This window comes from Schinkia azotoformans, assembly GCF_035811335.1.
In the GTDB taxonomy this organism is placed as follows: domain Bacteria; phylum Bacillota; class Bacilli; order Bacillales; family Bacillaceae_J; genus Schinkia; species Schinkia azotoformans.
In genome coordinates this window covers 22,646-46,138 of record NZ_JARSMD010000015.1, presented here as the reverse complement: position 1 = coordinate 46,138, position 23,493 = coordinate 22,646, and the positions used below count along the sequence as shown (strand labels likewise).

The following is a 23,493-nucleotide window of genomic DNA, read 5'->3' as shown; positions in this document are numbered from 1 at the left end:
TTGGAAAATCAAATTTTACATTGTCAAGGCTGCGGTGTAAAGATTCAAACAGAAAATAAAACAGAAATAGGTTATGCACCCCCCTCTGCTTTAGATCGCGAGGTTTTAATCTGTCAACGATGCTTCCGGCTGAAGCATTATAATGAAATCCAAGATGTATCTTTGACGGATGATGACTTCTTAAAAATTTTAAATGGCATTGGCGATTCTGATGCGTTAGTTGTTAAAATTGTAGATATCTTTGATTTTAACGGAAGCTGGTTGCCAGGATTACATCGTTTTGTTGGTAAGAATAAAGTATTATTAGTAGGAAATAAAGTTGATTTATTACCTAAGTCAGTTAAAAATTCTAAGCTTATTCATTGGATGAAGTATTCTGCTAGCCAACTCGGCTTAAAACCGAAAGATGTTTACTTAATAAGTGCAGCAAAAGGTGAAGGTGTACAAGAACTAGCTGCAGCCATTGATTTCCACCGTGAAGGAAAAAATGTCTATGTTGTTGGCTGTACAAATGTTGGTAAGTCAACCTTTATTAATAAAATCATTAAAGAATTCAGCGGAGTAACCGATGATGTAATTACGACATCACAGTTCCCTGGAACAACACTCGATTTAATAGATATCCCACTTGATGATGGAACGTCGTTATTTGATACGCCTGGCATAATTAATCATCACCAGATGGCACATTTTGTGAATGAAAAAGGATTAAAGATGATTTCCCCTAGAAAGGAAATTAAACCAAGAGTATTTCAATTAAATGAAGGTCAAACTTTATATTTTGGTGGATTAGCAAGGTTTGATTATATTTCAGGGGGAAGAAAATCGTTTACTTGTTATGTATCAAATGAATTAAATATTCACCGAACGAAGCTTGAGAAAGCCGATAAACTATACGAAGACCATGTAGGTGAGCTATTATTCCCGCCTTTTGAAGAGGAAGTAAAAGAATTTCCTCCATTAGTGAAACAGGAATTCATGATCCGTGAAGCTAAAACTGATATCGTTTTTCACGGCTTGGGCTGGGTTACGTGCAACGAGCCAGGGGCAAAAATAGTGGCACATGTTCCAAAAGGTGTGGGGGTAACGATTAGACAATCGTTGATTTAAGTTTATTCAGAAGAAGTGACTACTCCCTAAAGTGGTGGGATTAATGAAATGTAGTACTCCATTCAGTGGGTGTGCAAACCCTTTCCGAATAAAGTTAAAGCCTCCGGCGGATGCCACGGATTTTCAGAGGTAGTTTTTCGAGCAAGCTCGAAAAAATCCGGGCGCAAATACGCCAAGGCGTATTTGATCTTTATAATTCAGCATTTGATAGTAGAAACGGGGGAGAGAAATGGGGAAGTTATTTGGATTATTAGGGCATCCGGTAGGGCATTCGATGTCACCGATTATGCATAATGACCAATTTTCTTTTTTAGGATTGGACTGTTATTACCATGCATTTGATGTTCATCCTAATGAATTAGAAAATGCCGTGAACGGAATTAAGGCATTAGGGTTATCTGGATTTAATGTGACGATTCCACATAAGGTTGAAATAATGAAATATTTAGATGAAATCGACGAAGAAGCGTTGCAAATTGGAGCTGTCAATACAGTTGTGAATCGGGATGGTAAACTATACGGCTATAATACGGATGGTAAAGGGTTTGCTGTTTCACTTCAAACTATTGCAGGTGCAGATTTTCTTAACAAAAAAATGTTGATCGTTGGCGCTGGGGGTGCAGCTAGAGGCGTTTTTGTGACATTGGCCCGGATGGGGGCTAATGCAATTGATATAGCCAATAGAACGGTCGAAAAAGCAGAAGAGCTAATCTCCAATAACCCTTATCGGGTTCAGTCTAATGCAAGGTCTATAAAGGAAGCTGAAAAAAATTTAGCGGAATATCAAATTATTATAAATACCACTTCTGTTGGAATGAGTCCCCAAATAGAAGAGCTTCCACTGCAACTGACAAATATGCAGCCTGGAACAATTCTAAGTGATATTATTTATAATCCTTTAGAAACAAAATGGTTAAAAGAAGGAAAAATAGCAGGAGCCGTTACACAAAATGGTATAGGGATGTTCGTAGGACAGGGTGCATTGGCTTTTGAAATGTGGACAAAGGAAAAACCGGATTATAACCGAATGGAACAAATTGTAATGAAGCAATTGGGAGGAAACGAATAAATGTTAACAGGAAAACAAAAACGTTTTTTACGATCTAAAGCACATCACTTAAATCCAATTTTCCAGGTTGGAAAGGGTGGCGTGAATGAAAACATGATTAAACAAATTGGGGAAGCACTTGAGGCCCGTGAATTAATTAAAGTAAGTGTTTTACAAAACTGTGAATTTGACCGTGATGAGGTTGCCGAAAGTTTAGCAAAAGGCGCAAAGGCAGAGCTCGTCCAAATTATTGGAAATACAATTGTTCTTTACAAGGAATCGATTGAACATAAGCAAATAAGTCTTCCTTAAAACAATGAAGGGATTGGTTTGTGATGAAGGTTGGGATATTAGGTGGTACTTTTGACCCCCCGCACAATGGACATTTAATTATTGCCCAGGAAGTATTATCTTCATTGCAGTTAAATGAGGTTTGGTTTATGCCAACTAATACTCCACCCCATAAAGCAGATGCTAAATCAAGAGGTGAGGATCGCCTCGAGATGGTAAAATTGGCTATTGCCGATAATGAATGCTTTAAACTGCAGCCAATCGAATTTGAACGTTCAGGTCCATCCTATACATATGATACAATTGCCATTCTAAAGGAAAAGTACCCAAATGCGGAATTCTATTTCATCATTGGAGCTGATATGGTGGAATATTTACCAAAATGGTATCGGATTGATGAGCTCGTTCATGATGTTCATTTTGTAGGTGTGAAACGTCCGAAATTTAAAATTGTTTCAAGATACAATGTAATTGAAGTGGAAGTACCCCAGTTTGATATGTCTTCTTCTGAACTTCGGCGTCGTTTTAAAAATAATCAAAATACAAAATACTTTTTACCAGATGCTGTTAGAGAATATATAGAGGAGAAAAATCTTTATGGATCGAGCGAAAGCATTAGCCCTTGTAAAAGAACAGCTGACAGATAAACGGTATGAGCATACGGTAGGTGTGATGGAGACAGCCGTTCAGTTAGCCGAAAAATATGGAGTGGACAGTAGGAAGGCTGAGCTTGCTGCCATCTTTCACGATTATGCAAAGTTTCGTTCGAAAGAGGAAATGAGAAAAATCATAATCGATGAAAATATGCCTAAACAACTATTAGAATACCATTCAGAGCTGTGGCATGCACCGGTTGGCGCTTATCTTGTACGTACAGAAGCTGGAATTCTCGATGAGGATATATTGCAGGCAATTCGGTTTCATACAACCGGAAACAAGGATATGAATATGTTGGATAAAATAGTTTTCTTGGCAGATTATATTGAACCGGGAAGAAAGTTTCCTGGTGTAGACGACGTTCGCAAAGTTGCTTTTGAAAATTTAAATGAGGCCGTTGTTATGGCGCTAAGAAATACAATCAAGTTTTTGTTGGATAAAAAGCAACCCATTTATCCGGATACATTAGAAACTTATAATACACTTATAAGATGTCAATAATCATAAACATCTTAAGGAGGAATTGGAATTAAATGAGTGAAAAGGATATTGTGTTAATTACAGCCAAGGCTGCAGATGATAAAAGGGCAGAGGAAATAACCGTATTGGATATGCGGGGCGTTTCTCTTGTTGCGGATTATTTTATTATTTGTCATGGAAATTCTGAGAAGCAGGTTCAGGCAATTGCACGGGAAGTTAAAGATAAAGCATTGGAAAATGATATTAGCATTAAAAGATTAGAAGGCTTTGATGAAGCACGTTGGGTGCTTTGTGACCTAGGTGACGTTATTGTACATATTTTCCATCGAGATGAAAGAATTTATTATAATCTAGAACGCCTGTGGGGAGATGCTCCAAGAGTCAATATTCAGGAAAGATTGGTTTAAAATATGTCGTACCAGCATTTTGCGCTTCTTTACGATGAACTAATGATGGATGCCCCCTATGAAGATTGGCTGCAATTCATAATGAAAAATATTACGAAGTATGGGAATGGGGGCAAACGTCTATTAGACCTTGGCTGTGGCACTGGTACGTTGTCGATACCGCTCGCAATTCAAGGGTATAATGTCACCGGAATTGATTTATCTGAAGAAATGTTAGCAATAGCCCATGCAAAATCAATGGAAGCGAGTGTTCAAATAGCCTTTTTTCAGCAGGATATGAAGGAGTTGGAAGGGTTTGAACCTTTTGATGTAATTGGTGTATTTTGCGATTCTCTAAATTATTTAAAAACAGAACAAGATGTTGAACTAACTTTTAGAAAAATTTATGACCAACTGCTTCCAGGTGGACTTTTCTTATTTGATGTTCATTCAATCTATAAAATGGACAATATTTTTATAGGCGAAACCTATAGCAGTAATGAAGAAGAGATATCGTACATTTGGAATTGCTTTGCCGGGGAACAACCGCATTCAGTGGAGCATGAATTGACCTTTTTCGTAAAGGATAATGATATTTATCATAGATATGATGAAGTCCATTATCAGCGAACATTTCCGATTAATTATTATCAACAATGGCTGGAAAAAGCAGGTTTTGAATTATTGGAGATTTCAGCGGATTTTTCTGAGGAGAAACCAGCAGAAAATTCGCAGAGAATCTTTTTCACTTTAAAAAAGAAATAAAAACCGAGGGATGCTTCCTTCGGTTTTTTTCTAATTTATTTCTTTATTTAGCAGGATTTTGTAGATTTATAGCGAATTAGTCCTTTATGCAAAATTGTTCATTAACCTTTTCTTTTTCATGCTTAAATTTGGCATGTGTTTGTTGGAATAAATGATTAAACATGGCTCCAATTTCATCTTCGAGGACTTTAATCCCTTCGCCGGTAATCCCACCTTTTACACATACTTTTTCTTGCAATGTTTCCAGTGTGTATACTTCCTGCTCAATTAATTGACCTAATCCGATAATCATTTTACTGGCTAATAATGTGGCTTGTTCCCTTGTGATCTCAGTCTCCACTACAGCTGCATTGATGAAATTACGGAGTAAATAGGTAAAAAAGGCAGGTCCACAGCTCGTAATATCCGAAGCAACTCTTGTTATATTTTCCTCGATGGTGACCGGTGTCGAAATTTTCGTCATGATTTGTTCAATGAATGCTTGATGGTGTGCTGGACAATGTTTTCCAGAGGAAAGTAAAGAAGTTCCGCACAAAACTCGGTTATTAATACTCGGTATTACCCTGATAGCCGCACATGGTACAATCGACTCTAATTGTTCAACGCTTATTGGACTTGTTATCGATACAATACATTGCTCTTTCTTTAATAACGGTGCCAATCCTTTAAGCAATGGATAAATATCCAATGGTTTAATACATAAAAAGATATATTCAGAGCTTTTAACAATATCCTCGGGAGAATCAACAACATGAATATTTGGAAATTCGCTTTTTAATTGTTCAGCTTTTGTTTTTGTTCGATTCATAATATATAAATTCTCTTCGTTTACGGCGGAGGATTTAAGAAATGCTTCAATAAGGATTTTGCCCATGTTTCCAGTCCCGATAACTCCTATGTTCACAATTTTCCCCCCTCTTTGCAAACAATACTCTACTAATGCTTATGATTCAGGAAGATTAAATATGATTGATTTCTAAATTACGAATGGGGCGATAAAATGGCTCAAATTATTATTGATAAAAAAAGAATTACTATTATTGCGGTTATCATATTTGTGTTTATTCTATTTCTTTTCATTAAGCTTTATGATCGTAATGACAAAACAGAGGAAATCACAACAATGGCTGAATTGGAAAAAGAAGAGGTCGCACCCATTCCGGAAAAGTTGAAGCCTTCGATTGTGTATATTGACATTAAAGGAGCTGTGGTGAAACCGGGGGTGTATAAGCTTGAAGATGGGAAAAGGGTACTGGATGCAATCCAAATGGCAGGAGGGTTTCAGACTGACGCTGATCAAATAAAAATTAACTTGGCAGCCCGTGTAACGGACGAAATGGTACTCTATATCCCTGTGATCGGTGAGGTTATAGATAATAATATTGGATTACCTGCAAATGAAGTTGATGACGGTAAGATTAATATTAATACAGCCACCCCAAGTGAATTGGAAAGCTTACCTGGAATTGGGGCAGCTAAGGCAGCGAGTATTATCACCTTTCGGGAACAGAATGGTCCATTTAAGGAAATTGAAGATATTGTTAATGTATCGGGAATCGGTGCTAAATCGTTTGAGAAACTAAAGGATCAGATTAAGGTTCGTTAAAATATTAATACAGAAATACATTGACGAGCCACTTTTTTCGTGGCTACAATAAAATAGCACATTGTTTTATTTGGAAGGGAGATTTACTAGTGAATCGTATTTCTTGGAATCAGTATTTTATGGCGCAAAGCCATTTATTAGCATTACGAAGTACATGCACACGGTTACGTGTTGGAGCAACGATTGTTAGAGACAAGCGAATTATTGCTGGAGGATATAATGGCTCTGTTACGGGACAAACTCATTGTATTGATGATGGCTGTTATGTGATTGATAACCATTGCATTCGGACTATTCACGCAGAGGTAAACGCAATCTTGCAATGTGCTAAGTTTGGTGTTCAGACTGATGGTGCGGAAATTTATGTAACTCATTTTCCGTGTGTTCACTGTACGAAAGCGATTATTCAAAGCGGAATTAAAGCTCTATACTATGCTGAAGATTATAAAAATCACCCGTATGCAATTGAAATACTTGAAAAGGCCAATGTTAAAGTCCAAAAGGTCGAACTGGAAGATATAACAACGTATTTTCAAGATTTTGGAGGAAAGAAATAAAGTGAAAGAGCGAGGTGGTCTTACTTGAGAGGGAAATGGATATTCGTAGCTTTTGCTGCAGCCCTTGGGATTATGGCTGCCTACTTTCGCTTTCATTTATTCACAATCATAAGCAGTCTCGTTTATTTGATTTGGCTGATCTATAAACATAACTGGCAGTTAAAATTATTTTTGATTTGCGCCTTTACCACTTGTTTATTTGCCGTTTGGTTTCAATGGGTTGACGAACATAATGGATCAACATTAAGAGGAACTGAAAAAAAACTTTCAGGTACGATTAAGTCCATTCCAAAAGTGGACGGAGACAGGTTAACACTAATCCTTCAGCTTCCCTCAAAAGAAAAGCTCCAATTATCTTATCGAATTAAAACAGAGCAAGAAAAAAATCAACTTCAACAACAATTACAAGTTGGCATGGATTGCAAGCTGTGGGGTACATTGTCAACACCGGAAGAGGCTAGGAATTTTATGGCCTTTGATTATCGAAAGTATTTATACAATAAACAGATCCATTGGATATTTACACCCGATTCATTAAAGTCCGCGCAATGCCAGCCATCCTCCTCATTGAAATATTCCCTGCAAAAATGGAGGTCCGCCGAGCTTTTATACATAAAGAATCATTTTCCAGGAAATACAGTTGGTTTTGTACAAGCTTTAATTTTTGGAGAAAGAAATGAAATACATCAAGCTGTAGAGGATAACTTTCAACAATTTGGACTTATCCATCTGTTGGCAATTTCCGGTTCCCATGTCGTTCTGATTGTAGCAGTTGCTTTTTATACTTTAGTTCGAATTGGAGTTACGAGGGAGCGGACATTTTTACTGCTTTTTATTGCGTTGCCTTTTTATATGGTTATCGCCGGTGGTACTCCGTCAGTTGCTAGGGCTTGTTTAGCAGCAATGGTTGTGATGATCGCCATTCAATTTAGGACGAAATTTTTGCCATTGGATGTACTTAGTATTGTTTTTCTCATCATGGTTAGTATTGACCCCTACTATATAACTGATATCGGCTTCCAACTTTCATTTTTAGTTAGTTTGTTTTTAATTTTATCCTCTGCTACGATCATTTCTGCTTATAATAGCTACTGGAAACAGCTTGTTGCCGTAACAATGATTGCACAAATTTGCGCCCTGCCTTTAATCCTAAATTATAACTTTGAAATTTCCGTATTAAGCTTGCCGTTGAATTTTATTTATGTCCCGTTAATGTCCGTCATCATACTTCCACTTTCGATTATTTCTTTTATTGCAAGTCATCTATATGAACCGCTTGCTTCAATTCCGATTATGGTTCTGTCCTCTATTCTCGATTATTCAGATTTATTACTTGAACAGACAGAGAAGGTTTCGGCTTTTACGTTAATCTTTGGTAAGCCATCGAGAGGGCTCTTCCTCATTTATTATGTTGCGATTATTTATTTTTGTATTACTTGGGAAAATAAGAACCAAAAGGCAAGTCTTCAAAAAGGTGTAGCTTTTCTGCTTTTAGTTTCCAGCTATCATTGGGTTTCGCCTTTTTTACTAAATGAGGGAAAAGTAACGATGATTGATGTTGGACAAGGGGATAGTATTTTAATCGAACTTCCTTATCGTAAAGCAGTCTACCTTATTGATACTGGCGGTGTAATTTCCTTTTCAAAGGAGGACTGGCAAAAAAGGAAAAACCCATTTGAGGTCGGTGAAGATATTATAACCCCTTTGTTAAAAGCTAAAGGGATTCGAACAATAGATAAATTAATATTAACACATGGTGATCTTGACCATATCGGTGGAACCGAAGCTGTTATTCAAAATTTTAAGGTAAAAGAAATCCTCGTAAGTACAGTGGATTTTGCAAATAGCAAAAACGAAGAGGAAAGGGCATTGCATACTTTAATTGAAAAGAAAAAAATTACATTGAAAGCGGTGAAAAAAGGAGATTCATGGAGAATAGGTCGTTTTGTATTTTATGTTGTTGGTCCAAGTGGAAAAGAAGACAATAAAAATGATCGATCCATTGTGCTCTACACTGCTTTAGGGGGGAAGCGCTGGCTATTTACCGGAGATTTGGAAGAAAAAGGTGAGCGGAATTTATTAGAACAGTATCCAAATATCAAAGCTGATGTTTTAAAAATTGGACATCATGGCAGCTTGACGTCTACCTCAAAATTTTTTGCTCGGCAAGTAAATCCAAATGTTGCCCTCATTTCTGTCGGGAAAAATAATCGTTTCGGACATCCACATCCGAAAGTCATTGAATTATTAGAAAAACAACATATTATGATTTTCAGAACGGATGAAAATGGTGCAATTTGTTATAAATTTAATGGGAATAAAGGAACCTTTAAATGGCTGCTGCCATAGTATAGATTAATAGTAAAAATCCAGCGGACAAAGAAAAAGGACTGCCATATAATTGCAGTCCCCTTCCTTCAAAAAAGAATGTATGTACTTGTTACCTTGTTATCCTACAAGCTTAATAACAGTACCGATAGTAAATATTAGTGCGAAAAATACAAAGGAAAAGATGAAACCCATACCAGAATCAATAGCATCATTTCTTTTGCTTTGGACATCTTTTTCAAATACGTTCACTAGAATCCCTCCCATTTGACAATTTTAGTATAAGCTAATATATGAAAAAAATCTACTCCATTAAGGAAAAGTCATAATTTGTTTTTCCTAAAGTGACAAGAGTTGTCACCTATAGGTTATCACATTTTGGTGCATTATAAGTTTACGGTTACAATCGTTGGATGTTAAGTTATCCCGGGGCTTACTGTTCAACGTTTATTATAAAGAGAGGGGTTGAATATTTCAACTCCTCTCAAGTATTTTTACCTCAATTTTCTTGTCAAATCGACATCTTCCGTCTAGCATATAAGTATGTGAAGATCTTCGAGGTGAACTTTAATGAATGCATTACAAGAAATACATAAAAAAATAAAACAAAATAAAATGGCACCTATATATGTTCTTTATGGGCAAGAAGAATTTTTAATCGAGGAAGCTGTCAACTTAATTATAAACTCAGCGTTGTCATTCGAAGAAAGGGAATTCAATTTATCTGTATTCGATATGAATGAGGTTCCAATCGATGTAGCGGTTGAAGATGCTGAAACATTGCCGTTTATGGGAGAAAAACGAGTAGTTCTTATTAAGGACCCAGTTTTTTTCACTGGCAACAAAGATAAAACGAAGGTAGAGCATGACCTTAAAAGGCTTGAGCAATATTTGGACTCCCCATCGCCTGACGCTATTGTCATTTTCACCGGCAATTATGACAAACTAGATGAGCGAAAAAAAATTGTTAAGCTGCTAAAGAAGAATGGCGAAGTCATACAGACCTCTTTAATGGATGATAAAGCAATTAGTACATGGATAAAAAATAAAGTAACTGAAGCAGATAAAGAAATAGATGAGGAAGCTATTCATTTACTCCTTCAGTTAGTGGGACCTAAATTAATGCTGCTCGCAAATGAAGTAGAAAAATTGGTCCTTTATATTGGTGAAGATACTAGAATTGATTCTTCTGTCATCCGTAATCTAGTTCCAAGAACGTTAGAACAAAATGTCTTTGCTCTGATAGATATGATTGTAAAAAGGAGAACCCGGGATGCATTATTGTTTTTCTATGATTTACTAGAACAAAAAGAAGAACCTATTAAAATCCTATCACTATTAGCAGGACAGTTTCGCCTAATATATCAAGTAAAAGAGCTATATAAAAGAGGCTATGGCCAAAATCAAACAGGGACTTATTTAAAGGTGCATCCATACCGAGTAAAACTCGCTGGAGATCAGGCTGCTAAATTTAGCGAAGGTGAGCTGCAAAAAATAATGAATGATCTGGCGGAAATGGATTATAAAATGAAAACGGGAAAAATGGATAAAAAGCTGTTAATAGAGCTGTTTATTCTCCAATTGAATAAATAATAAAAAAAGAAGCGTTTATGACGCTTCTTTTTTCACTGATTTTAATTAAAACTTTTAGATATCAGTATAAGAAAAGACATCGAAATTTGCCATTATGGGCAAATTTCGTGTTTTTCTAAAATCGGCACGATTATGCATTTAATTCGTTTAATTTTTTAGCTAAACGAGATTTTTGACGAGCCGCAGTATTTTTATGGATAAGACCTTTGCGAGCAGCTTTATCAAGCTTTTTAGTAGCTGTAATAAGTGCGCTCTTTGCAGTTTCTACATCGTTATTAACAACAAGCGTTTCAACTTTTTTAACCGCTGTACGCATGTCAGATTTAACAGAGATGTTCTGAGCACGACGTCCTTCGTTAACTTTTACACGTTTAATAGCAGATTTAATATTTGGCATTCCTTTCACCTCCTGATAAGCCGATAACGGCTTCACATAGAACAAACAATATTTTATCAAAATGAATGGGGTAATGCAATACTTTCTGAGCTTAAAAGTATTTGATGCATGTTTATTTTTAATTGGGAAAAGCTAAATTTTAACAGTACCTAATAGAATGAGGGGGAACTAGCGATGGAGCAACAATCTCTTGATTTATCAAAATATAATGTTCGAACAGATTTGGCTATTGAAGCACATGAAATGGTTGTAGACGAGAAAAAAAAGCAGGATGCCAATTTATCTTCTATAGAAGGAGTCATCGTTAAAGAACGAAAGGTAGGAAATGTAAAAATCTCGAAAGTAGAAATAACTGAATTAGGAGCAACAACGGTAGGGAAAAAGCCGGGAAACTATTTGACATTAGAGGTTCAGGGAATTAGACAGCAGGATACGGAGCTCCAGGATGAAGTACAACAAGTTTTCGCTAGGGAATTTAGTGAATTTATGAAACAAATTGGTATTAAAGATAAGGACAGCTGTCTTGTGGTTGGATTGGGCAACTGGAACGTTACGCCTGATGCCCTTGGACCAATTTGTGTTGAAAATCTGCTTGTAACGAGACATTTATTTGCATTACAGCCTGAAACTGTAGAGGAGGGCTTCCGTTCTGTGAGCGCGATAGCTCCAGGTGTAATGGGGATTACTGGAATTGAAACTAGTGATATTATTTATGGCGTAATCGAAAAGACAAAGCCGGATTTTGTGATCGCAATTGATGCATTGGCAGCAAGATCTCTTGAACGTGTGAATGCAACGATTCAAATTTCTGATACAGGAATTCACCCTGGTTCTGGTGTTGGAAATAAACGTAAAGAATTAAGTAAAGAATCATTGGGGATACCTGTAATTGCGATTGGAATTCCAACCGTTGTAGACGCTGTATCGATTACTAGCGATACGATTGATTTTATTTTAAAGCATTTTGGACGGGAGCTTAAGGAAGGCGATAAGCCTAGTAGAAGACTGGCACCGGCTAGCTTAACATTTGGTGAGAAAAAAGTACTCACCGATGAAGATTTGCCTGGGGATGAGGAAAAACGCTCATTTCTTGGCTTAGTCGGTACACTTCCTGATGAGGAAAAACGGAAATTAATCCATGAGGTACTCGCACCGCTTGGTCATAATTTAATGGTAACGCCAAAGGAAGTTGATGTCTTTATCGAGGATATGGCGAATGTCGTTGCAGCTGGTTTGAATGCGGCCCTTCACTATGAAGTTGATCAAGATAATATTGGTTCTTACACCCATTAAACATATCTAAACTACTAAATTGTAGGTTCTATCTCTCAAAGCTTGGGCATAAATGTTAGTAGAGAAGCTTTGGGAGGGTGAGAGAGTTTGCGCTTGCGTAATTTAATGATTTCGTTTAATGGGAACACAATTATCAAACCAATTATAATGGTTACGATATCGATGATGGTTATGTTTGTTATTGCTGGCATGCTTACGGCTCTTAAGCCTGAGTTAAGAATATCATCGTCATCTATTAATGAATGGAGTAAACAATTAGATACAACGGCCTATATTCATTTGCTAGGCTTTGAAAATCAATATTTTAAACAGGCATTTGAAGAAACAGAACGAACGCCCATTAGCCTTAGCACTCTTTTCTTTGAATTAGCTACGAGTATCAACCCTAATGATCCGCGGAGTTTGCTTGGTAGAGAACTGCCAGGATTTTCACTATTTGATGGGGAGATTATCGTAGCCGGGCAAGGCACAAATTATACGAATATGCCAATTGAATCGTCACCGCCAATGGAGGTGCTTTTACAGGAACGGGAAGCCTCCATCGAAAGCTTGGAAAAATTGGATGAGTCAAAAAATATAAATCCTCCAACAATGACGACAAATGGCAAAAAAGTTGTTTATATTTATACAACTCATTCAAGGGAATCATACTTACCACACTTGCCTGAAGGCACAAAAGTATCTGAAGCCTACTCGCATGAAGCGAATGTAATGACTGTGGCTGAAAAACTTAGCAAAGAATTAGAAAATAGAGGAATTGGTACTCAATTTGAAGGAACTGATATTACGAAGCTTTTATCTGATAAAGGATTGAACTATTCTAAGTCCTATGAGGTCTCAAGACCAGTGGTTAAAGATGCGATGGCCAATAATCGTGATTTAAGATACTTTATCGATATTCATCGTGATTCACAGCCACATAAAATAACGACGACAAAAATTAATGGGAAAGATTATGCGAGAACGATTTTTATCATTGGTGGAGAACATGCAAAGTACGAACAAAATCTAAAAATGGCAACGGATTTGCATAACTTATTAGAGAAGGAATATCCAGGTTTAAGTCGAGGTGTAACGAAAAAGCAAGGCGAAGGAACGAATGGGAAATTCAATCAAGACTTGTCTGAAAATGCTATTTTAATTGAAATGGGTGGTCCAGAAAACTCCTTGGAAGAAGTATACCGCACAGTGGAAGCAATTGCCGAAATATTTAGCGAATATTATTGGCAAGCCGAAGAAGTTAATGGCTAAATGTTAATGAACAGAAGGGATCTACGATGAAAAAGTTTATATTGAAATTTTTTCTTTTAGTAATTACATTATTTTTCGGTGTTCTTCTCGGGATGCAGCAAGCGAATGAAGGGCTTTTACAGATGAAGGGCTTCGATGATAAAACGTTTGGTGGGGCCTTTCATTTAAAGAAAACTGAGGCTGGTGAAGTTGAAGCAGCTGTGCTCGGTCAAGAAATTACAGCACATGATATCGAAGAAAAACAAAAAAAATTAGAAGAAATGAAGGCATTTCACTTCCTCTCTAATTTAGGCAGTAGGCTCGGTGATATGTTATCAATCATATTTCAACAACTTACCAATCTAGTCGTTAGTTCCTTGGATAAAGCTTTATCATAAGTAAGGCAATCAGAAAGGCATGAGGAAAGAAGTCCTCGTGCCTTTCGCATTTCTAATTGAATACTTTTTAAGATATTGTTATAATCATCTTCAGTTTAACTTTATTCTAGAGAATAAAGTTAAGCCTCCGGCGGATGCCTCAGATTTTCAAAGGTAGTTTTTTGAGCAAACTCGAAAAAATCTGGGCACAAATACGCCAAGGCGCATTTGATATATTGGCTCACATTAGTAGGAGTGGTTATTTGATGAATAAAGAAACTAGACATGAGCGTCAAAAACGGATTCGTAACTTTTCTATTATTGCTCATATCGATCATGGGAAATCAACATTAGCAGACCGGATACTAGAAAAGACTAGTACAGTTTCACAACGTGAGATGAAAGAGCAGATTCTCGACGCTATGGATTTAGAACGGGAACGCGGTATTACAATTAAGTTAAATGCCGTTCAATTATTATATAAAGCGAAAGATGGCAACGAATATATTCTTCACCTAATAGATACCCCTGGACATGTTGACTTTACTTATGAGGTATCAAGAAGTTTAGCTGCATGTGAAGGTGCTATTCTAGTCGTTGATGCAGCGCAGGGAATTGAAGCGCAAACATTAGCAAATGTTTATTTAGCGCTGGATAACGACCTTGAGATTTTACCGGTAATTAATAAAATTGATTTACCAAGTGCTGACCCAGAGCGGGTTCGCCAGGAAATTGAAGATGTAATTGGACTCGATGCCTCTGACGCTGTTCTTGCTTCAGCGAAAGCCGGAATTGGAATAGAGGATATTTTAGAGCAAATTGTTGAAAAAGTTCCGGCTCCAGCGGGCGACCCGGATGCGCCGCTCACGGCATTGATTTTCGATTCTCTATATGATTCCTACCGCGGGGTTATTACATATATCCGCGTTGTTGATGGAACTGTAAAAGTCGGCGATAAAATCAGAATGATAGCGACAGGTAAAGAGTTTGAGGTAAATGAAGTTGGTGTATTCACTCCAAAGGCCGTACCAAGAGATGAATTAACGGTCGGTGATGTTGGCTTTTTGACTGCCTCTATTAAGAATGTTAGTGATACGAGAGTCGGAGATACCATTACTAGTGCAAGAAATCCGGCACCTGAGGCTTTACCGGGATATCGTAAACTAAATCCGATGGTATTCTGTGGTCTATACCCAATCGATTCTAAAGATTATAATGACTTACGTGAAGCCCTTGAGAAATTAGAATTAAACGATTCCTCCCTTCAATTTGAAGCAGAAACATCTCAGGCGCTCGGATTTGGCTTCCGATGCGGCTTCTTAGGGTTACTTCATATGGAGATTATCCAAGAGCGGATCGAACGGGAATTTAATATTGATTTAATTACAACAGCACCAAGCGTTATTTATAAAGTAGAGTTAACGGATGGCGAAGAAATTACTGTTGAAAATCCGTCAAAAATGCCGGATCCCCAAAGTATTGCCGGAATTTTTGAACCTTATGTAAAAGCAAAAATAATGGTTCCGAATGATTATGTTGGGTCTGTTATGGAATTATGTCAAAGTAAGCGCGGTAATTTTATTGATATGCAGTATCTTGATGAAAATCGCGTGAATATTACTTATGAGTTGCCACTTTCAGAAATTGTCTATGATTTCTTTGATATTTTAAAATCTAGTACAAAAGGATACGCCTCCTTTGACTATGAATTAATAGGATATAAACAGTCCAAACTAGTGAAAATGGATATTCTATTAAACGGTGAGCAAGTCGATGCTTTATCATTTATCGTCCATCGCGACTTTGCTTATGATCGCGGCAAGGTCATTGTTGAAAAGCTGAAAGAGCTTATTCCAAGACAGCAATTTGAAGTGCCTGTGCAGGCTGCAGTTGGTACGAAAATTGTGGCCAGATCAACAATCAAGTCAATAGGTAAAAACGTTCTAGCAAAATGCTACGGTGGAGATATTTCACGGAAACGTAAACTACTTGAAAAGCAAAAAGAAGGCAAAAAGCGCATGAAACAAGTAGGATCAGTGGAAGTACCACAGGAAGCGTTCATGGCGGTACTACGTATGGATGATAATAATAGTAAGAAATAGACGGGGTGGCTTTGATAGCCATCCTTTTTTCGAATTAAATGAAAAGAGTGATTGGATGGTTAATTCAGTATATCTTCATATCCCCTTTTGTGAGCACATTTGTCATTATTGTGATTTCAATAAATTTTATATTAAGAATCAGCCGGTGGAAGACTATTTAAAGGCAATGGAAAAAGAAATGGAGCTATCCATTGCAAGATTTGAGACCGAGGAGGTACAAACTATTTTTGTAGGCGGTGGTACACCTACTTCCTTAACAGTCAAACAGCTTGATCGTTTTCTTAATGGAATCCATAACCATTTTGGGAAATATATCAATCCAAAAATAGAATTTACATTTGAAACTAATCCCAGTCATCTATCAAAGGATAAGTTACTCCTATTAGCTGAAGCAGGTGTGAATCGTTTAAGCTTTGGTGTGCAGGTTTTTGATGATGAATTATTAGAAAAAATTGGACGGACTCATCGGGCTGTCGATGTTTTTCAAACGATTGCTTTAGCAAAAGAAATCGGTTTTCAAAATATTAATGCCGATTTAATATACAGCTTACCGGGTCAAACCGTTGAAGGCTTTAAAGATACGCTAAAACAAGCATTATCGCTTGGCGTCCAACATTTTTCCGGTTATTCCCTACAAATAGAGCCAAAAACAGTTTTTTATAATTTGAAGAGAAAAGGAAAGCTGCATTTACCGACTGAGGACGAAGAAGTTGAAATGTACACCGTTTTGATGGATGAAATGGCTTCGCATGGCTATAACCAGTATGAAATTAGTAATTTTTCAAAGCACGGTTTTGAGAGCAGACATAATTTAACTTATTGGAACAACGATGAATATTTTGGAATTGGAGCGGGGGCCCATAGCTATGTACAAGGAGTTAGAAGGGCAAATGCTGCACCGCTCAATCAATATATTTCATTAATAAAAGAAACTGGTTTTCCTTATATAGAAGAAAATGTGCTAACGGAGAGGGAAAGAATGGAGGAAGAGGTATTTCTCGGGTTAAGAAAAACTTCAGGAGTTTCAAAAGAGATATTCTATCAAAAGTTTGGAAAGGATTTGAATAGTGTATTTGGCAATGAAATTATGACCGAAGTTGAGAAAGGATTGCTAGATGAAAGCCCGAAATCAATCAAACTTACTAGAAAAGGTTTGTTTTTAGGGAATGAAGTATTCCAATCCTTTTTATGTTGACAATATACACTCGGTTTTGGTAACTTATTATATAGAATTAGCACTCGGCGTACATGAGTGCTAACAGAGGTGATTAAACTATGCTAACAGAACGCCAGTTGTTGATCTTGCAAGTGATCATTGATGATTTTATTCGCTCTGCACAAGCTGTTGGCTCTAGAACGATAGCCAAAAAAGAGGATATTTCATTTAGTCCAGCAACGATTCGTAATGACATGGCCGACTTGGAGGAAATGGGTTTTATCGAAAAGCCTCATACTTCTTCAGGGCGCATTCCTTCTGAAAAGGGATATCGTTTTTATGTCGATCACCTGTTATCGCCATCATCGATAAATGAGGAGGAAATAGGGACTATTCGCTCCCTTTTTGATAGTAGAATTTATGAAATTGAAATGGTTGCGAAAAAGTCGGCAAAGCTTCTTTCTGAGTTTACAAACTATACTACCATTGTATTAGGCCCAGAACTTATGGAAACTCGATTAAAGCAAATTCAAATGATTCCACTTAATCGTGATAGTGTCGTCGCCATTATCGTAACTGATACAGGACATGTGGAGCACCGCACCTTGTCACTTCCAGATGGTTTAGACTCCTCAGAATTAGAAAAGCTTGTTAATATTCTTAATGAGCAATTGAAGGGGTGTCCGATAGCCGAATTGCAAGAATGCGTTCAAAAGGAACTTGTTGGGATTATTAAGAAGAATCTTTATGATCATAACCGCGTATTCGAATTATTAACGAATTTGTTCGGTCATACAAAGGCTGAAAAAGTCTTTTATGGCGGGAAAACGAATATGTTCTCCCAGCCTGAGTTTAATGATATCGGGAAGATTCGTTCCCTGTTATCAGTTATCGAACAAGAAAGTGTTATTTATAATTTGTTTAAATCAACGAGTACAGGAATCACAGTAAAAATTGGTCAAGAAAATCAGATGCAGGAAATGCAGGATTGCAGCGTTATAACAGCTACTTATTCAATAGGGAATGAACCAATGGGGACAATTGCAATATTGGGACCAACAAGAATGGAGTACGCAAGAGTAATAACGTTGTTAAACATCTTTTCTCAAGATTTATCAAAGGCATTAACTTCCTTGTATCAAAACGAAAAGTAATGGTCATATTGGTAAAGGGAAGATTGATAGAAAAGCTTCTATAGGCTTTTCTACTTACATAAAAAAAGCTAGTTTGCGGGAGGTGAAACGAATGGTTAATAAAAACTATTCGCAAGAAGAGGCAAATGACGAAAAGGTAGCAAAAGCTGCTCTAAATAATGATTCTGTCACTAAATCAACTGAACAAAATATGGATAATCAGGCGGAATCTATCCAAGAAGAGGAAGTAAACGAGGTGTCTCCAGAACAATTGGAAATCCAAAGATTACAGCAGGAGCTAGATGATAGACAAAGTCGTCTTTTACGGCTGCAAGCGGATCTTGAAAACTTCCGCCGCAGGGTTCGTTTGGACCAGGAAGCAGCAGCAAAATACCGCGCCCAAAGCCTGATTGAAAATATTCTTCCGGCTCTTGATAATTTCGATCGAGCATTGAATATCGAAGCGAAGGAAGAGGAGACATTACAATTGCTCAAAGGTGTAGAAATGGTATACCGTCAATTGCTTGACGCTTTGAAAACAGAAGGATTAGATATCATTGATGCTGTTGGCAAGGAATTTGACCCAAATTTCCATCAGGCTGTAATGCAAGTGGAAGATAGTAATTATGAGTCAAATATTGTTGTAGATGAACTGCAAAAGGGATATATTTTGAAGGATCGTGTTATCCGTCCTACAATGGTCAAAGTTAATCAATAATCAATTGTAGAATATATAGAAGAGTAAATTTCGAAGATTTGAGGAGGACATTTTTATGAGCAAAATTATTGGTATCGATTTAGGAACAACAAACTCTTGTGTCGCTGTAATGGAAGGTGGAGAGCCTAAAGTAATTCCTAATCCAGAAGGAAACCGTACGACTCCATCTGTTGTTGCCTTTAAGAATAGTGAACGTCAAGTTGGTGAGGTGGCAAAACGCCAATCTATTACTAATCCGAATACAATTTTATCAATTAAGCGTCATATGGGCACAAATTACAAAACTGAAGAAATTGAAGGCAAAGCCTATACACCACAAGAAATTTCTGCGATTATTCTTCAAAATTTAAAATCAACTGCAGAACAATATTTAGGCGAGCCTGTTACAAGAGCCGTTATTACGGTTCCTGCTTACTTTAATGACGCAGAACGTCAAGCGACTAAAGATGCTGGTAAGATCGCAGGTCTTGAAGTTGAGCGTATTATTAACGAGCCGACTGCTGCTGCTTTAGCTTACGGTCTTGATAAAGAAGATGAAAACCATACTATTTTAGTTTATGACCTTGGCGGCGGTACTTTTGACGTATCCATCCTTGAGCTTGGTGACGGTATCTTTGAAGTAAAATCAACAGCAGGGGATAACCGTCTTGGTGGAGACGATTTCGACCAAGTAGTTATTGATTATTTAGTAGCGGAATTTAAGAAAGAAAATGGCATTGACCTTTCAAAAGATAAAATGGCAATGCAACGTTTAAAGGATGCTGCTGAAAAAGCGAAAAAAGATTTATCAGGAGTGACTTCTACTCAAATTTCATTACCATTTATTACTGCAGGTGAAGCTGGACCTCTACATTTAGAAATGAATTTAACTCGTGCTAAATTCGAAGAACTATCTGCACACCTTGTTGACAGAACTATGGGGCCAGTACGACAAGCCATTTCAGATGCGGGTGTTTCGAAGAGTGAAATTGATAAAGTCCTTTTAGTAGGTGGTTCTACACGTATTCCAGCAGTGGTAGAAGCAATCAAAAAAGAAGTTGGTAAAGAACCAAGTAAGGGTGTAAACCCTGATGAAGTAGTTGCACTTGGTGCTGCTATCCAAGGTGGGGTATTAACTGGTGATGTGAAGGATATCGTATTACTTGACGTAACTCCACTTTCATTAGGTATTGAAACTATGGGTGGTGTATTTACGAAGCTGATTGATCGTAATACAACGATTCCAACTAGTAAGTCACAAATTTTCTCTACAGCAGCCGACAGCCAAACAGCCGTGGATATCCATGTTCTTCAAGGGGAACGTCCGATGGCGTCTGATAATAAAACATTAGGCCGTTTCCAATTAACAGATATTCCACCAGCACCACGTGGAATTCCACAAATCGAAGTTTCCTTCGATATTGATGCGAATGGAATTGTTAATGTTCGTGCGACAGATAAAGGTACTGGTAAAGCACAATCTATCACAATTCAATCATCAACAAGTTTATCTGATGATGAAATTGATAGAATGGTTAAAGAAGCTGAAGCAAATGCTGAGGCTGATAAAAAGCGCAAAGAAGAAGCTGAACTTCGCAATGAAGCAGACCAGCTAGTATTTGCCACTGATAAAACATTAAAAGATCTTGGTGACAAGGTTGATGAGGCTGACAAGAAGAAGGCCGAAGAAGCAAGAGATGCATTAAAACAGGCAATCGAAAAGAATGATCTAGACGAAATGCGTGCGAAAAAAGATACATTACAAGAAGTTGTCCAACAGCTTTCAGTAAAACTTTATGAACAAGCAGCACAAGAAGCACAGGCTAACCAAGCAGGTGCAGAGGCTGGCGCAAAAGACGATAATGTCGTAGATGCAGAATTTACTGAAGTAAATGAGGAAGAAGCTAAGAAATAAACGAATACGCCAAGTATGTCTAAGCGTAAGATTGAACGGTCAAAGTCAGGGCTACCTTGGCTTTGACCTTTTTATTGTCAAAGTTTGTAAAGTTGCATAGTGTAGTTTAAAAATGTTATCATAATCGTTATGCAGATAAGAATAGAACGGGATTTTTGGGAGTGGATATGATATGAGTAAACGAGACTATTATGAAGTCCTCGGAGTGGCGAAGGATGCCTCTAAAGATGAGATAAAAAAGGCATATCGTAAGCTTGCAAGACAATATCACCCAGATGTGAACAAAGAACCGGACGCTACTGAAAAGTTTAAAGAAATTGCAGAAGCATATGAGGTTTTAAGTGATGATCAGAAACGGGCAAGTTATGACCGATTTGGTCATGCGGATCCGAACCAAGGTGGCTTTGGCGGTTTCGAAGGCGCCGACTTTGGAGGATTTGGTGATATTTTTGATATGTTTTTTGGTGGGGGAGGATCAAGAAGACGTGACCCGAATGCCCCAAGGCAAGGTGCTGACCTTCAATATACAATGACATTAGATTTTAAGGAAGCGGCCTTTGGAAAAGAAACAGATTTAGAGATTCCAAAGGAAGAAGAATGTGACACCTGTCATGGCAGTGGTGCGAAACCAGGCACTAAACCTGAAACGTGCTCACATTGTAATGGTTCAGGTCAATTGAATGTGGAACAAAATACACCATTTGGTCGTATTGTCAATCGCCGTGTCTGCCATTATTGTAATGGTACTGGAAAAATGATTAAAGACAAGTGTTCTACATGTGGAGGTTCAGGAAAGGTTAAGAAACGTAAAAAAATTCACGTAAAAATTCCTGCCGGCGTTGATGAGGGCCAACAAATGCGTGTTTCCGGTCAAGGGGAACCAGGTATTAATGGAGGGCCTTCAGGGGATTTATATGTTGTCTTCCATGTGAAGCCACATGAGTTTTTTGAACGTGATGGTGATGATATTTATTGTGAAATGCCAATTACTTTTGTTCAAGCAGCGCTTGGCGATGAAATTGAAGTTCCAACCCTTCATGGCAAGGTGAAATTAAAAGTTCCTGCGGGTACACAAACGGGCACCAACTTCCGACTAAGAGGCAAAGGGGTTCCGAATGTAAGGGGCTATGGTCAAGGTGATCAACATATTAAAATTCGTGTTGTTACACCGACAAAGCTAAGTAATCGTCAAAAAGAGTTGTTCCGCGAATTAGCAGAACTTACTGGTGATGAAGCTCCAGCCGAACATGAGGATAGCTTTTTTGCTAAAGTAAAAAGAGCATTTAAAGGATAACAATTGAGGCTATTTCAAATTGTGTTAAACATCACATCAAACATGGAAAATCTGTAGTATCCTGTATGGATGTTAGACACCTTTGAAATAGCCTTTAAACAAATAAGAAGCGAGTGTTTAAAAGATGAAATGGTCTGAAATGAGTATACATACAACACAAGAGGCTGTAGAACCAATTTCTAATATTCTTCATGAAGCAGGTGCCGGCGGGGTTGCGATTGAAGATCCAGCCGACCTAAACAAAGTGAGAGAACAGCAATTTGGTGAAATCTATGCTCTCAATCCAAACGATTATCCCGAACAAGGTGTAATTGTTAAAGCTTATCTACCTGTAACAAGCAACTTTGGAGAAACAGTAGAATCTATTAAAGAAGCTATTAAAAACCTTACCCAATATGGAATTGATCTTGGCTATAATACAGTTGAGATTAATGAAGTAAATGAAGAAGACTGGTCAACAGCATGGAAAAAATATTATCATCCGGTAAAAATCTCTGAGAAGGTAACGATTGTCCCAACCTGGGAGGAATATGAACCGGAACAGTCGGATGAAATCATCGTTGAGCTTGACCCTGGGATGGCATTTGGAACCGGAACCCATCCGACTACGGTCATGTGCATTCAAGCGCTTGAAAAGGTCATTCAAAAAGGAGAACATGTTATTGATGTGGGTACCGGGTCAGGTGTACTAAGCATTGTTGCTGCTAAATTGGGAGCAAGAAAGGTAGATGCCTACGACCTTGATGAAGTTGCCGTCAACAGTGCCAAGATGAATGTTGAACTTAATCAAACCGATGATATTGTAGAAGTGAGGCAGAACAATCTATTGGGAAATATCAGCGGAAAAGCAGATGTGATTGTTGCTAATATTTTGGCGGAAATTATTTTGCTATTTATTGATGATGCAGCTAAAAGGTTGAAAAAAGATGGACTGTTCATCACATCCGGGATCATTAAAAGCAAGCAGGATGATATCGTGGGTAACCTAGAAAAGGCCGGGTTTACTATTGAAGAGATTTTGCAAATTGAAGATTGGGTAGCAATTATTTCAAAAAATAATAATGACCAGTAAGAAGGT

At 37.5% G+C, this 23,493-nt stretch carries 24 protein-coding genes; 21 read left to right on the top strand and 3 right to left on the bottom strand.

All coding sequences use genetic code 11. The features are described 5' to 3' along the window. The 7 genes from yqeH (at nucleotide 1) to P9E47_RS07690 (ending at nucleotide 4,737) form a co-directional block, all read left to right on the top strand. Nucleotides 1-1,110: a ribosome biogenesis GTPase YqeH gene (gene yqeH / locus P9E47_RS07720; protein ID WP_326163039.1), complete on the top strand. Its 1,110-nt coding sequence runs from the start codon at nucleotides 1-3 to the stop codon at nucleotides 1,108-1,110. A 229-nt stretch (nucleotides 1,111-1,339) separates the two neighbouring features. Then, the gene (gene aroE / locus P9E47_RS07715; RefSeq protein ID WP_326163038.1) at nucleotides 1,340-2,179 is read left to right on the top strand and encodes a shikimate dehydrogenase; all 840 of its coding nucleotides are present in this window, start codon (nucleotides 1,340-1,342) and stop codon (nucleotides 2,177-2,179) included. Beyond that, nucleotides 2,180-2,470, top strand: coding sequence for a ribosome assembly RNA-binding protein YhbY (yhbY, locus tag P9E47_RS07710; RefSeq protein ID WP_003332286.1), 291 nt, complete (start codon nucleotides 2,180-2,182; stop codon nucleotides 2,468-2,470). A gap of 20 nt (nucleotides 2,471-2,490) precedes the next feature. Then, nucleotides 2,491-3,096, top strand: a complete 606-nt coding sequence (locus tag P9E47_RS07705) for a nicotinate-nucleotide adenylyltransferase (RefSeq protein WP_039957602.1) — start codon at nucleotides 2,491-2,493, stop codon at nucleotides 3,094-3,096. Further along, on the top strand, nucleotides 3,047-3,607 hold the full coding sequence (gene yqeK, locus P9E47_RS07700) for a bis(5'-nucleosyl)-tetraphosphatase (symmetrical) YqeK (protein WP_003332288.1): 561 nt from the start codon (nucleotides 3,047-3,049) through the stop codon (nucleotides 3,605-3,607). The genes P9E47_RS07705 and yqeK overlap by 50 nt, the downstream gene beginning before the upstream one ends. Nucleotides 3,608-3,639: 32 nt before the next feature. Next, entirely contained in the window at nucleotides 3,640-3,993 is a 354-nt protein-coding gene (rsfS, locus tag P9E47_RS07695; protein ID WP_003332289.1) for a ribosome silencing factor, read from the top strand. Between the two features lie 3 nt (nucleotides 3,994-3,996). Continuing rightward, the gene (locus P9E47_RS07690; RefSeq protein WP_326163037.1) at nucleotides 3,997-4,737 is read left to right on the top strand and encodes a class I SAM-dependent DNA methyltransferase; all 741 of its coding nucleotides are present in this window, start codon (nucleotides 3,997-3,999) and stop codon (nucleotides 4,735-4,737) included. A 76-nt stretch (nucleotides 4,738-4,813) separates the two neighbouring features. On the opposite strand, the gene comER is transcribed toward P9E47_RS07690, so the two are convergent. Beyond that, the gene (gene comER, locus P9E47_RS07685; RefSeq protein ID WP_003332292.1) at nucleotides 4,814-5,641 is read right to left on the bottom strand and encodes a late competence protein ComER; all 828 of its coding nucleotides are present in this window, start codon (nucleotides 5,639-5,641) and stop codon (nucleotides 4,814-4,816) included. 96 nt (nucleotides 5,642-5,737) lie between these two features. Here comER and P9E47_RS07680 point away from each other — a divergent pair, with 96 nt between their 5' ends. The 3 genes from P9E47_RS07680 (at nucleotide 5,738) to P9E47_RS07670 (ending at nucleotide 9,249) form a co-directional block, all read left to right on the top strand. Next, on the top strand, nucleotides 5,738-6,343 hold the full coding sequence (locus P9E47_RS07680) for a helix-hairpin-helix domain-containing protein (protein ID WP_326163036.1): 606 nt from the start codon (nucleotides 5,738-5,740) through the stop codon (nucleotides 6,341-6,343). An 89-nt stretch (nucleotides 6,344-6,432) separates the two neighbouring features. Continuing rightward, the gene (locus P9E47_RS07675) at nucleotides 6,433-6,900 is read left to right on the top strand and encodes a ComE operon protein 2 (protein ID WP_003332294.1); all 468 of its coding nucleotides are present in this window, start codon (nucleotides 6,433-6,435) and stop codon (nucleotides 6,898-6,900) included. Between the two features lie 24 nt (nucleotides 6,901-6,924). After that, nucleotides 6,925-9,249 carry a DNA internalization-related competence protein ComEC/Rec2 gene (locus P9E47_RS07670; protein WP_326163034.1) on the top strand — a complete coding sequence of 775 codons (2,325 nt, stop codon included), beginning with the start codon at nucleotides 6,925-6,927 and terminating at the stop codon, nucleotides 9,247-9,249. 99 nt (nucleotides 9,250-9,348) lie between these two features. Here P9E47_RS07670 and P9E47_RS07665 read toward each other — a convergent pair whose 3' ends face one another. Continuing rightward, nucleotides 9,349-9,480, bottom strand: a complete 132-nt coding sequence (locus tag P9E47_RS07665; RefSeq protein ID WP_003332296.1) for a YqzM family protein — start codon at nucleotides 9,478-9,480, stop codon at nucleotides 9,349-9,351. A gap of 318 nt (nucleotides 9,481-9,798) precedes the next feature. On the opposite strand from P9E47_RS07665, the gene holA reads away from it, so the two are divergent. After that, nucleotides 9,799-10,821, top strand: a complete 1,023-nt coding sequence (gene holA / locus P9E47_RS07660) for a DNA polymerase III subunit delta (protein WP_003332297.1) — start codon at nucleotides 9,799-9,801, stop codon at nucleotides 10,819-10,821. 130 nt (nucleotides 10,822-10,951) lie between these two features. Here holA and rpsT read toward each other — a convergent pair whose 3' ends face one another. Further along, a complete protein-coding gene (gene rpsT / locus P9E47_RS07655) occupies nucleotides 10,952-11,218 on the bottom strand; it encodes a 30S ribosomal protein S20 (protein WP_003332298.1) in 267 nt (88 codons plus the stop codon). Nucleotides 11,219-11,392: 174 nt separating this feature from the next. On the opposite strand from rpsT, the gene gpr reads away from it, so the two are divergent. The 10 genes from gpr (at nucleotide 11,393) to prmA (ending at nucleotide 23,487) form a co-directional block, all read left to right on the top strand. Beyond that, nucleotides 11,393-12,511 carry a GPR endopeptidase gene (gene gpr, locus P9E47_RS07650; RefSeq protein WP_003332299.1) on the top strand — a complete coding sequence of 373 codons (1,119 nt, stop codon included), beginning with the start codon at nucleotides 11,393-11,395 and terminating at the stop codon, nucleotides 12,509-12,511. Between the two features lie 105 nt (nucleotides 12,512-12,616). Further along, a complete protein-coding gene (gene spoIIP / locus P9E47_RS07645) occupies nucleotides 12,617-13,762 on the top strand; it encodes a stage II sporulation protein P (protein WP_039957610.1) in 1,146 nt (381 codons plus the stop codon). 26 nt (nucleotides 13,763-13,788) lie between these two features. Next, nucleotides 13,789-14,139, top strand: a complete 351-nt coding sequence (locus P9E47_RS07640) for a YqxA family protein (protein WP_003332301.1) — start codon at nucleotides 13,789-13,791, stop codon at nucleotides 14,137-14,139. A 242-nt stretch (nucleotides 14,140-14,381) separates the two neighbouring features. Then, nucleotides 14,382-16,220: a translation elongation factor 4 gene (gene lepA, locus P9E47_RS07635; RefSeq protein WP_039957603.1), complete on the top strand. Its 1,839-nt coding sequence runs from the start codon at nucleotides 14,382-14,384 to the stop codon at nucleotides 16,218-16,220. Nucleotides 16,221-16,275: 55 nt separating this feature from the next. Beyond that, nucleotides 16,276-17,415, top strand: a complete 1,140-nt coding sequence (gene hemW / locus P9E47_RS07630) for a radical SAM family heme chaperone HemW (protein WP_326163033.1) — start codon at nucleotides 16,276-16,278, stop codon at nucleotides 17,413-17,415. An 80-nt stretch (nucleotides 17,416-17,495) separates the two neighbouring features. Next, the gene (gene hrcA, locus P9E47_RS07625) at nucleotides 17,496-18,530 is read left to right on the top strand and encodes a heat-inducible transcriptional repressor HrcA (RefSeq protein ID WP_003332304.1); all 1,035 of its coding nucleotides are present in this window, start codon (nucleotides 17,496-17,498) and stop codon (nucleotides 18,528-18,530) included. A gap of 91 nt (nucleotides 18,531-18,621) precedes the next feature. Then, complete coding sequence (gene grpE / locus P9E47_RS07620) at nucleotides 18,622-19,227, top strand: nucleotide exchange factor GrpE (protein ID WP_326163032.1); 606 nt, start codon at nucleotides 18,622-18,624, stop codon at nucleotides 19,225-19,227. A 55-nt stretch (nucleotides 19,228-19,282) separates the two neighbouring features. Further along, nucleotides 19,283-21,121: a molecular chaperone DnaK gene (dnaK, locus tag P9E47_RS07615; protein ID WP_326163030.1), complete on the top strand. Its 1,839-nt coding sequence runs from the start codon at nucleotides 19,283-19,285 to the stop codon at nucleotides 21,119-21,121. A gap of 172 nt (nucleotides 21,122-21,293) precedes the next feature. After that, nucleotides 21,294-22,415, top strand: coding sequence for a molecular chaperone DnaJ (gene dnaJ, locus P9E47_RS07610; protein WP_003332308.1), 1,122 nt, complete (start codon nucleotides 21,294-21,296; stop codon nucleotides 22,413-22,415). A gap of 124 nt (nucleotides 22,416-22,539) precedes the next feature. Further along, complete coding sequence (prmA, locus tag P9E47_RS07605) at nucleotides 22,540-23,487, top strand: 50S ribosomal protein L11 methyltransferase (protein ID WP_326163028.1); 948 nt, start codon at nucleotides 22,540-22,542, stop codon at nucleotides 23,485-23,487. Nucleotides 23,488-23,493: the final 6 nt, after the last annotated feature.

What these genes read in the sequence shown, in the direction of transcription:
- aroE (WP_326163038.1), top strand. Translation starts at nt 1,340, where the DNA reads ATGGGGAAGTTATTTGGATTATTAGGGCATCCGGTAGGGCATTCGATG.
- yhbY (WP_003332286.1), top strand. Translation starts at nt 2,180, where the DNA reads ATGTTAACAGGAAAACAAAAACGTTTTTTACGATCTAAAGCACATCAC.
- yqeK (WP_003332288.1), top strand. Translation starts at nt 3,047, where the DNA reads ATGGATCGAGCGAAAGCATTAGCCCTTGTAAAAGAACAGCTGACAGAT.
- rsfS (WP_003332289.1), top strand. Translation starts at nt 3,640, where the DNA reads ATGAGTGAAAAGGATATTGTGTTAATTACAGCCAAGGCTGCAGATGAT.
- P9E47_RS07690 (WP_326163037.1), top strand. Translation starts at nt 3,997, where the DNA reads ATGTCGTACCAGCATTTTGCGCTTCTTTACGATGAACTAATGATGGAT.
- P9E47_RS07680 (WP_326163036.1), top strand. Translation starts at nt 5,738, where the DNA reads ATGGCTCAAATTATTATTGATAAAAAAAGAATTACTATTATTGCGGTT.
- holA (WP_003332297.1), top strand. Translation starts at nt 9,799, where the DNA reads ATGAATGCATTACAAGAAATACATAAAAAAATAAAACAAAATAAAATG.
- rpsT (WP_003332298.1), bottom strand. Translation starts at nt 11,218, where the DNA reads ATGCCAAATATTAAATCTGCTATTAAACGTGTAAAAGTTAACGAAGGA.
- gpr (WP_003332299.1), top strand. Translation starts at nt 11,393, where the DNA reads ATGGAGCAACAATCTCTTGATTTATCAAAATATAATGTTCGAACAGAT.
- spoIIP (WP_039957610.1), top strand. Translation starts at nt 12,617, where the DNA reads ATGATTTCGTTTAATGGGAACACAATTATCAAACCAATTATAATGGTT.
- P9E47_RS07640 (WP_003332301.1), top strand. Translation starts at nt 13,789, where the DNA reads ATGAAAAAGTTTATATTGAAATTTTTTCTTTTAGTAATTACATTATTT.
- hemW (WP_326163033.1), top strand. Translation starts at nt 16,276, where the DNA reads ATGGTTAATTCAGTATATCTTCATATCCCCTTTTGTGAGCACATTTGT.
- hrcA (WP_003332304.1), top strand. Translation starts at nt 17,496, where the DNA reads ATGCTAACAGAACGCCAGTTGTTGATCTTGCAAGTGATCATTGATGAT.
- grpE (WP_326163032.1), top strand. Translation starts at nt 18,622, where the DNA reads ATGGTTAATAAAAACTATTCGCAAGAAGAGGCAAATGACGAAAAGGTA.
- dnaK (WP_326163030.1), top strand. Translation starts at nt 19,283, where the DNA reads ATGAGCAAAATTATTGGTATCGATTTAGGAACAACAAACTCTTGTGTC.
- dnaJ (WP_003332308.1), top strand. Translation starts at nt 21,294, where the DNA reads ATGAGTAAACGAGACTATTATGAAGTCCTCGGAGTGGCGAAGGATGCC.
- prmA (WP_326163028.1), top strand. Translation starts at nt 22,540, where the DNA reads ATGAAATGGTCTGAAATGAGTATACATACAACACAAGAGGCTGTAGAA.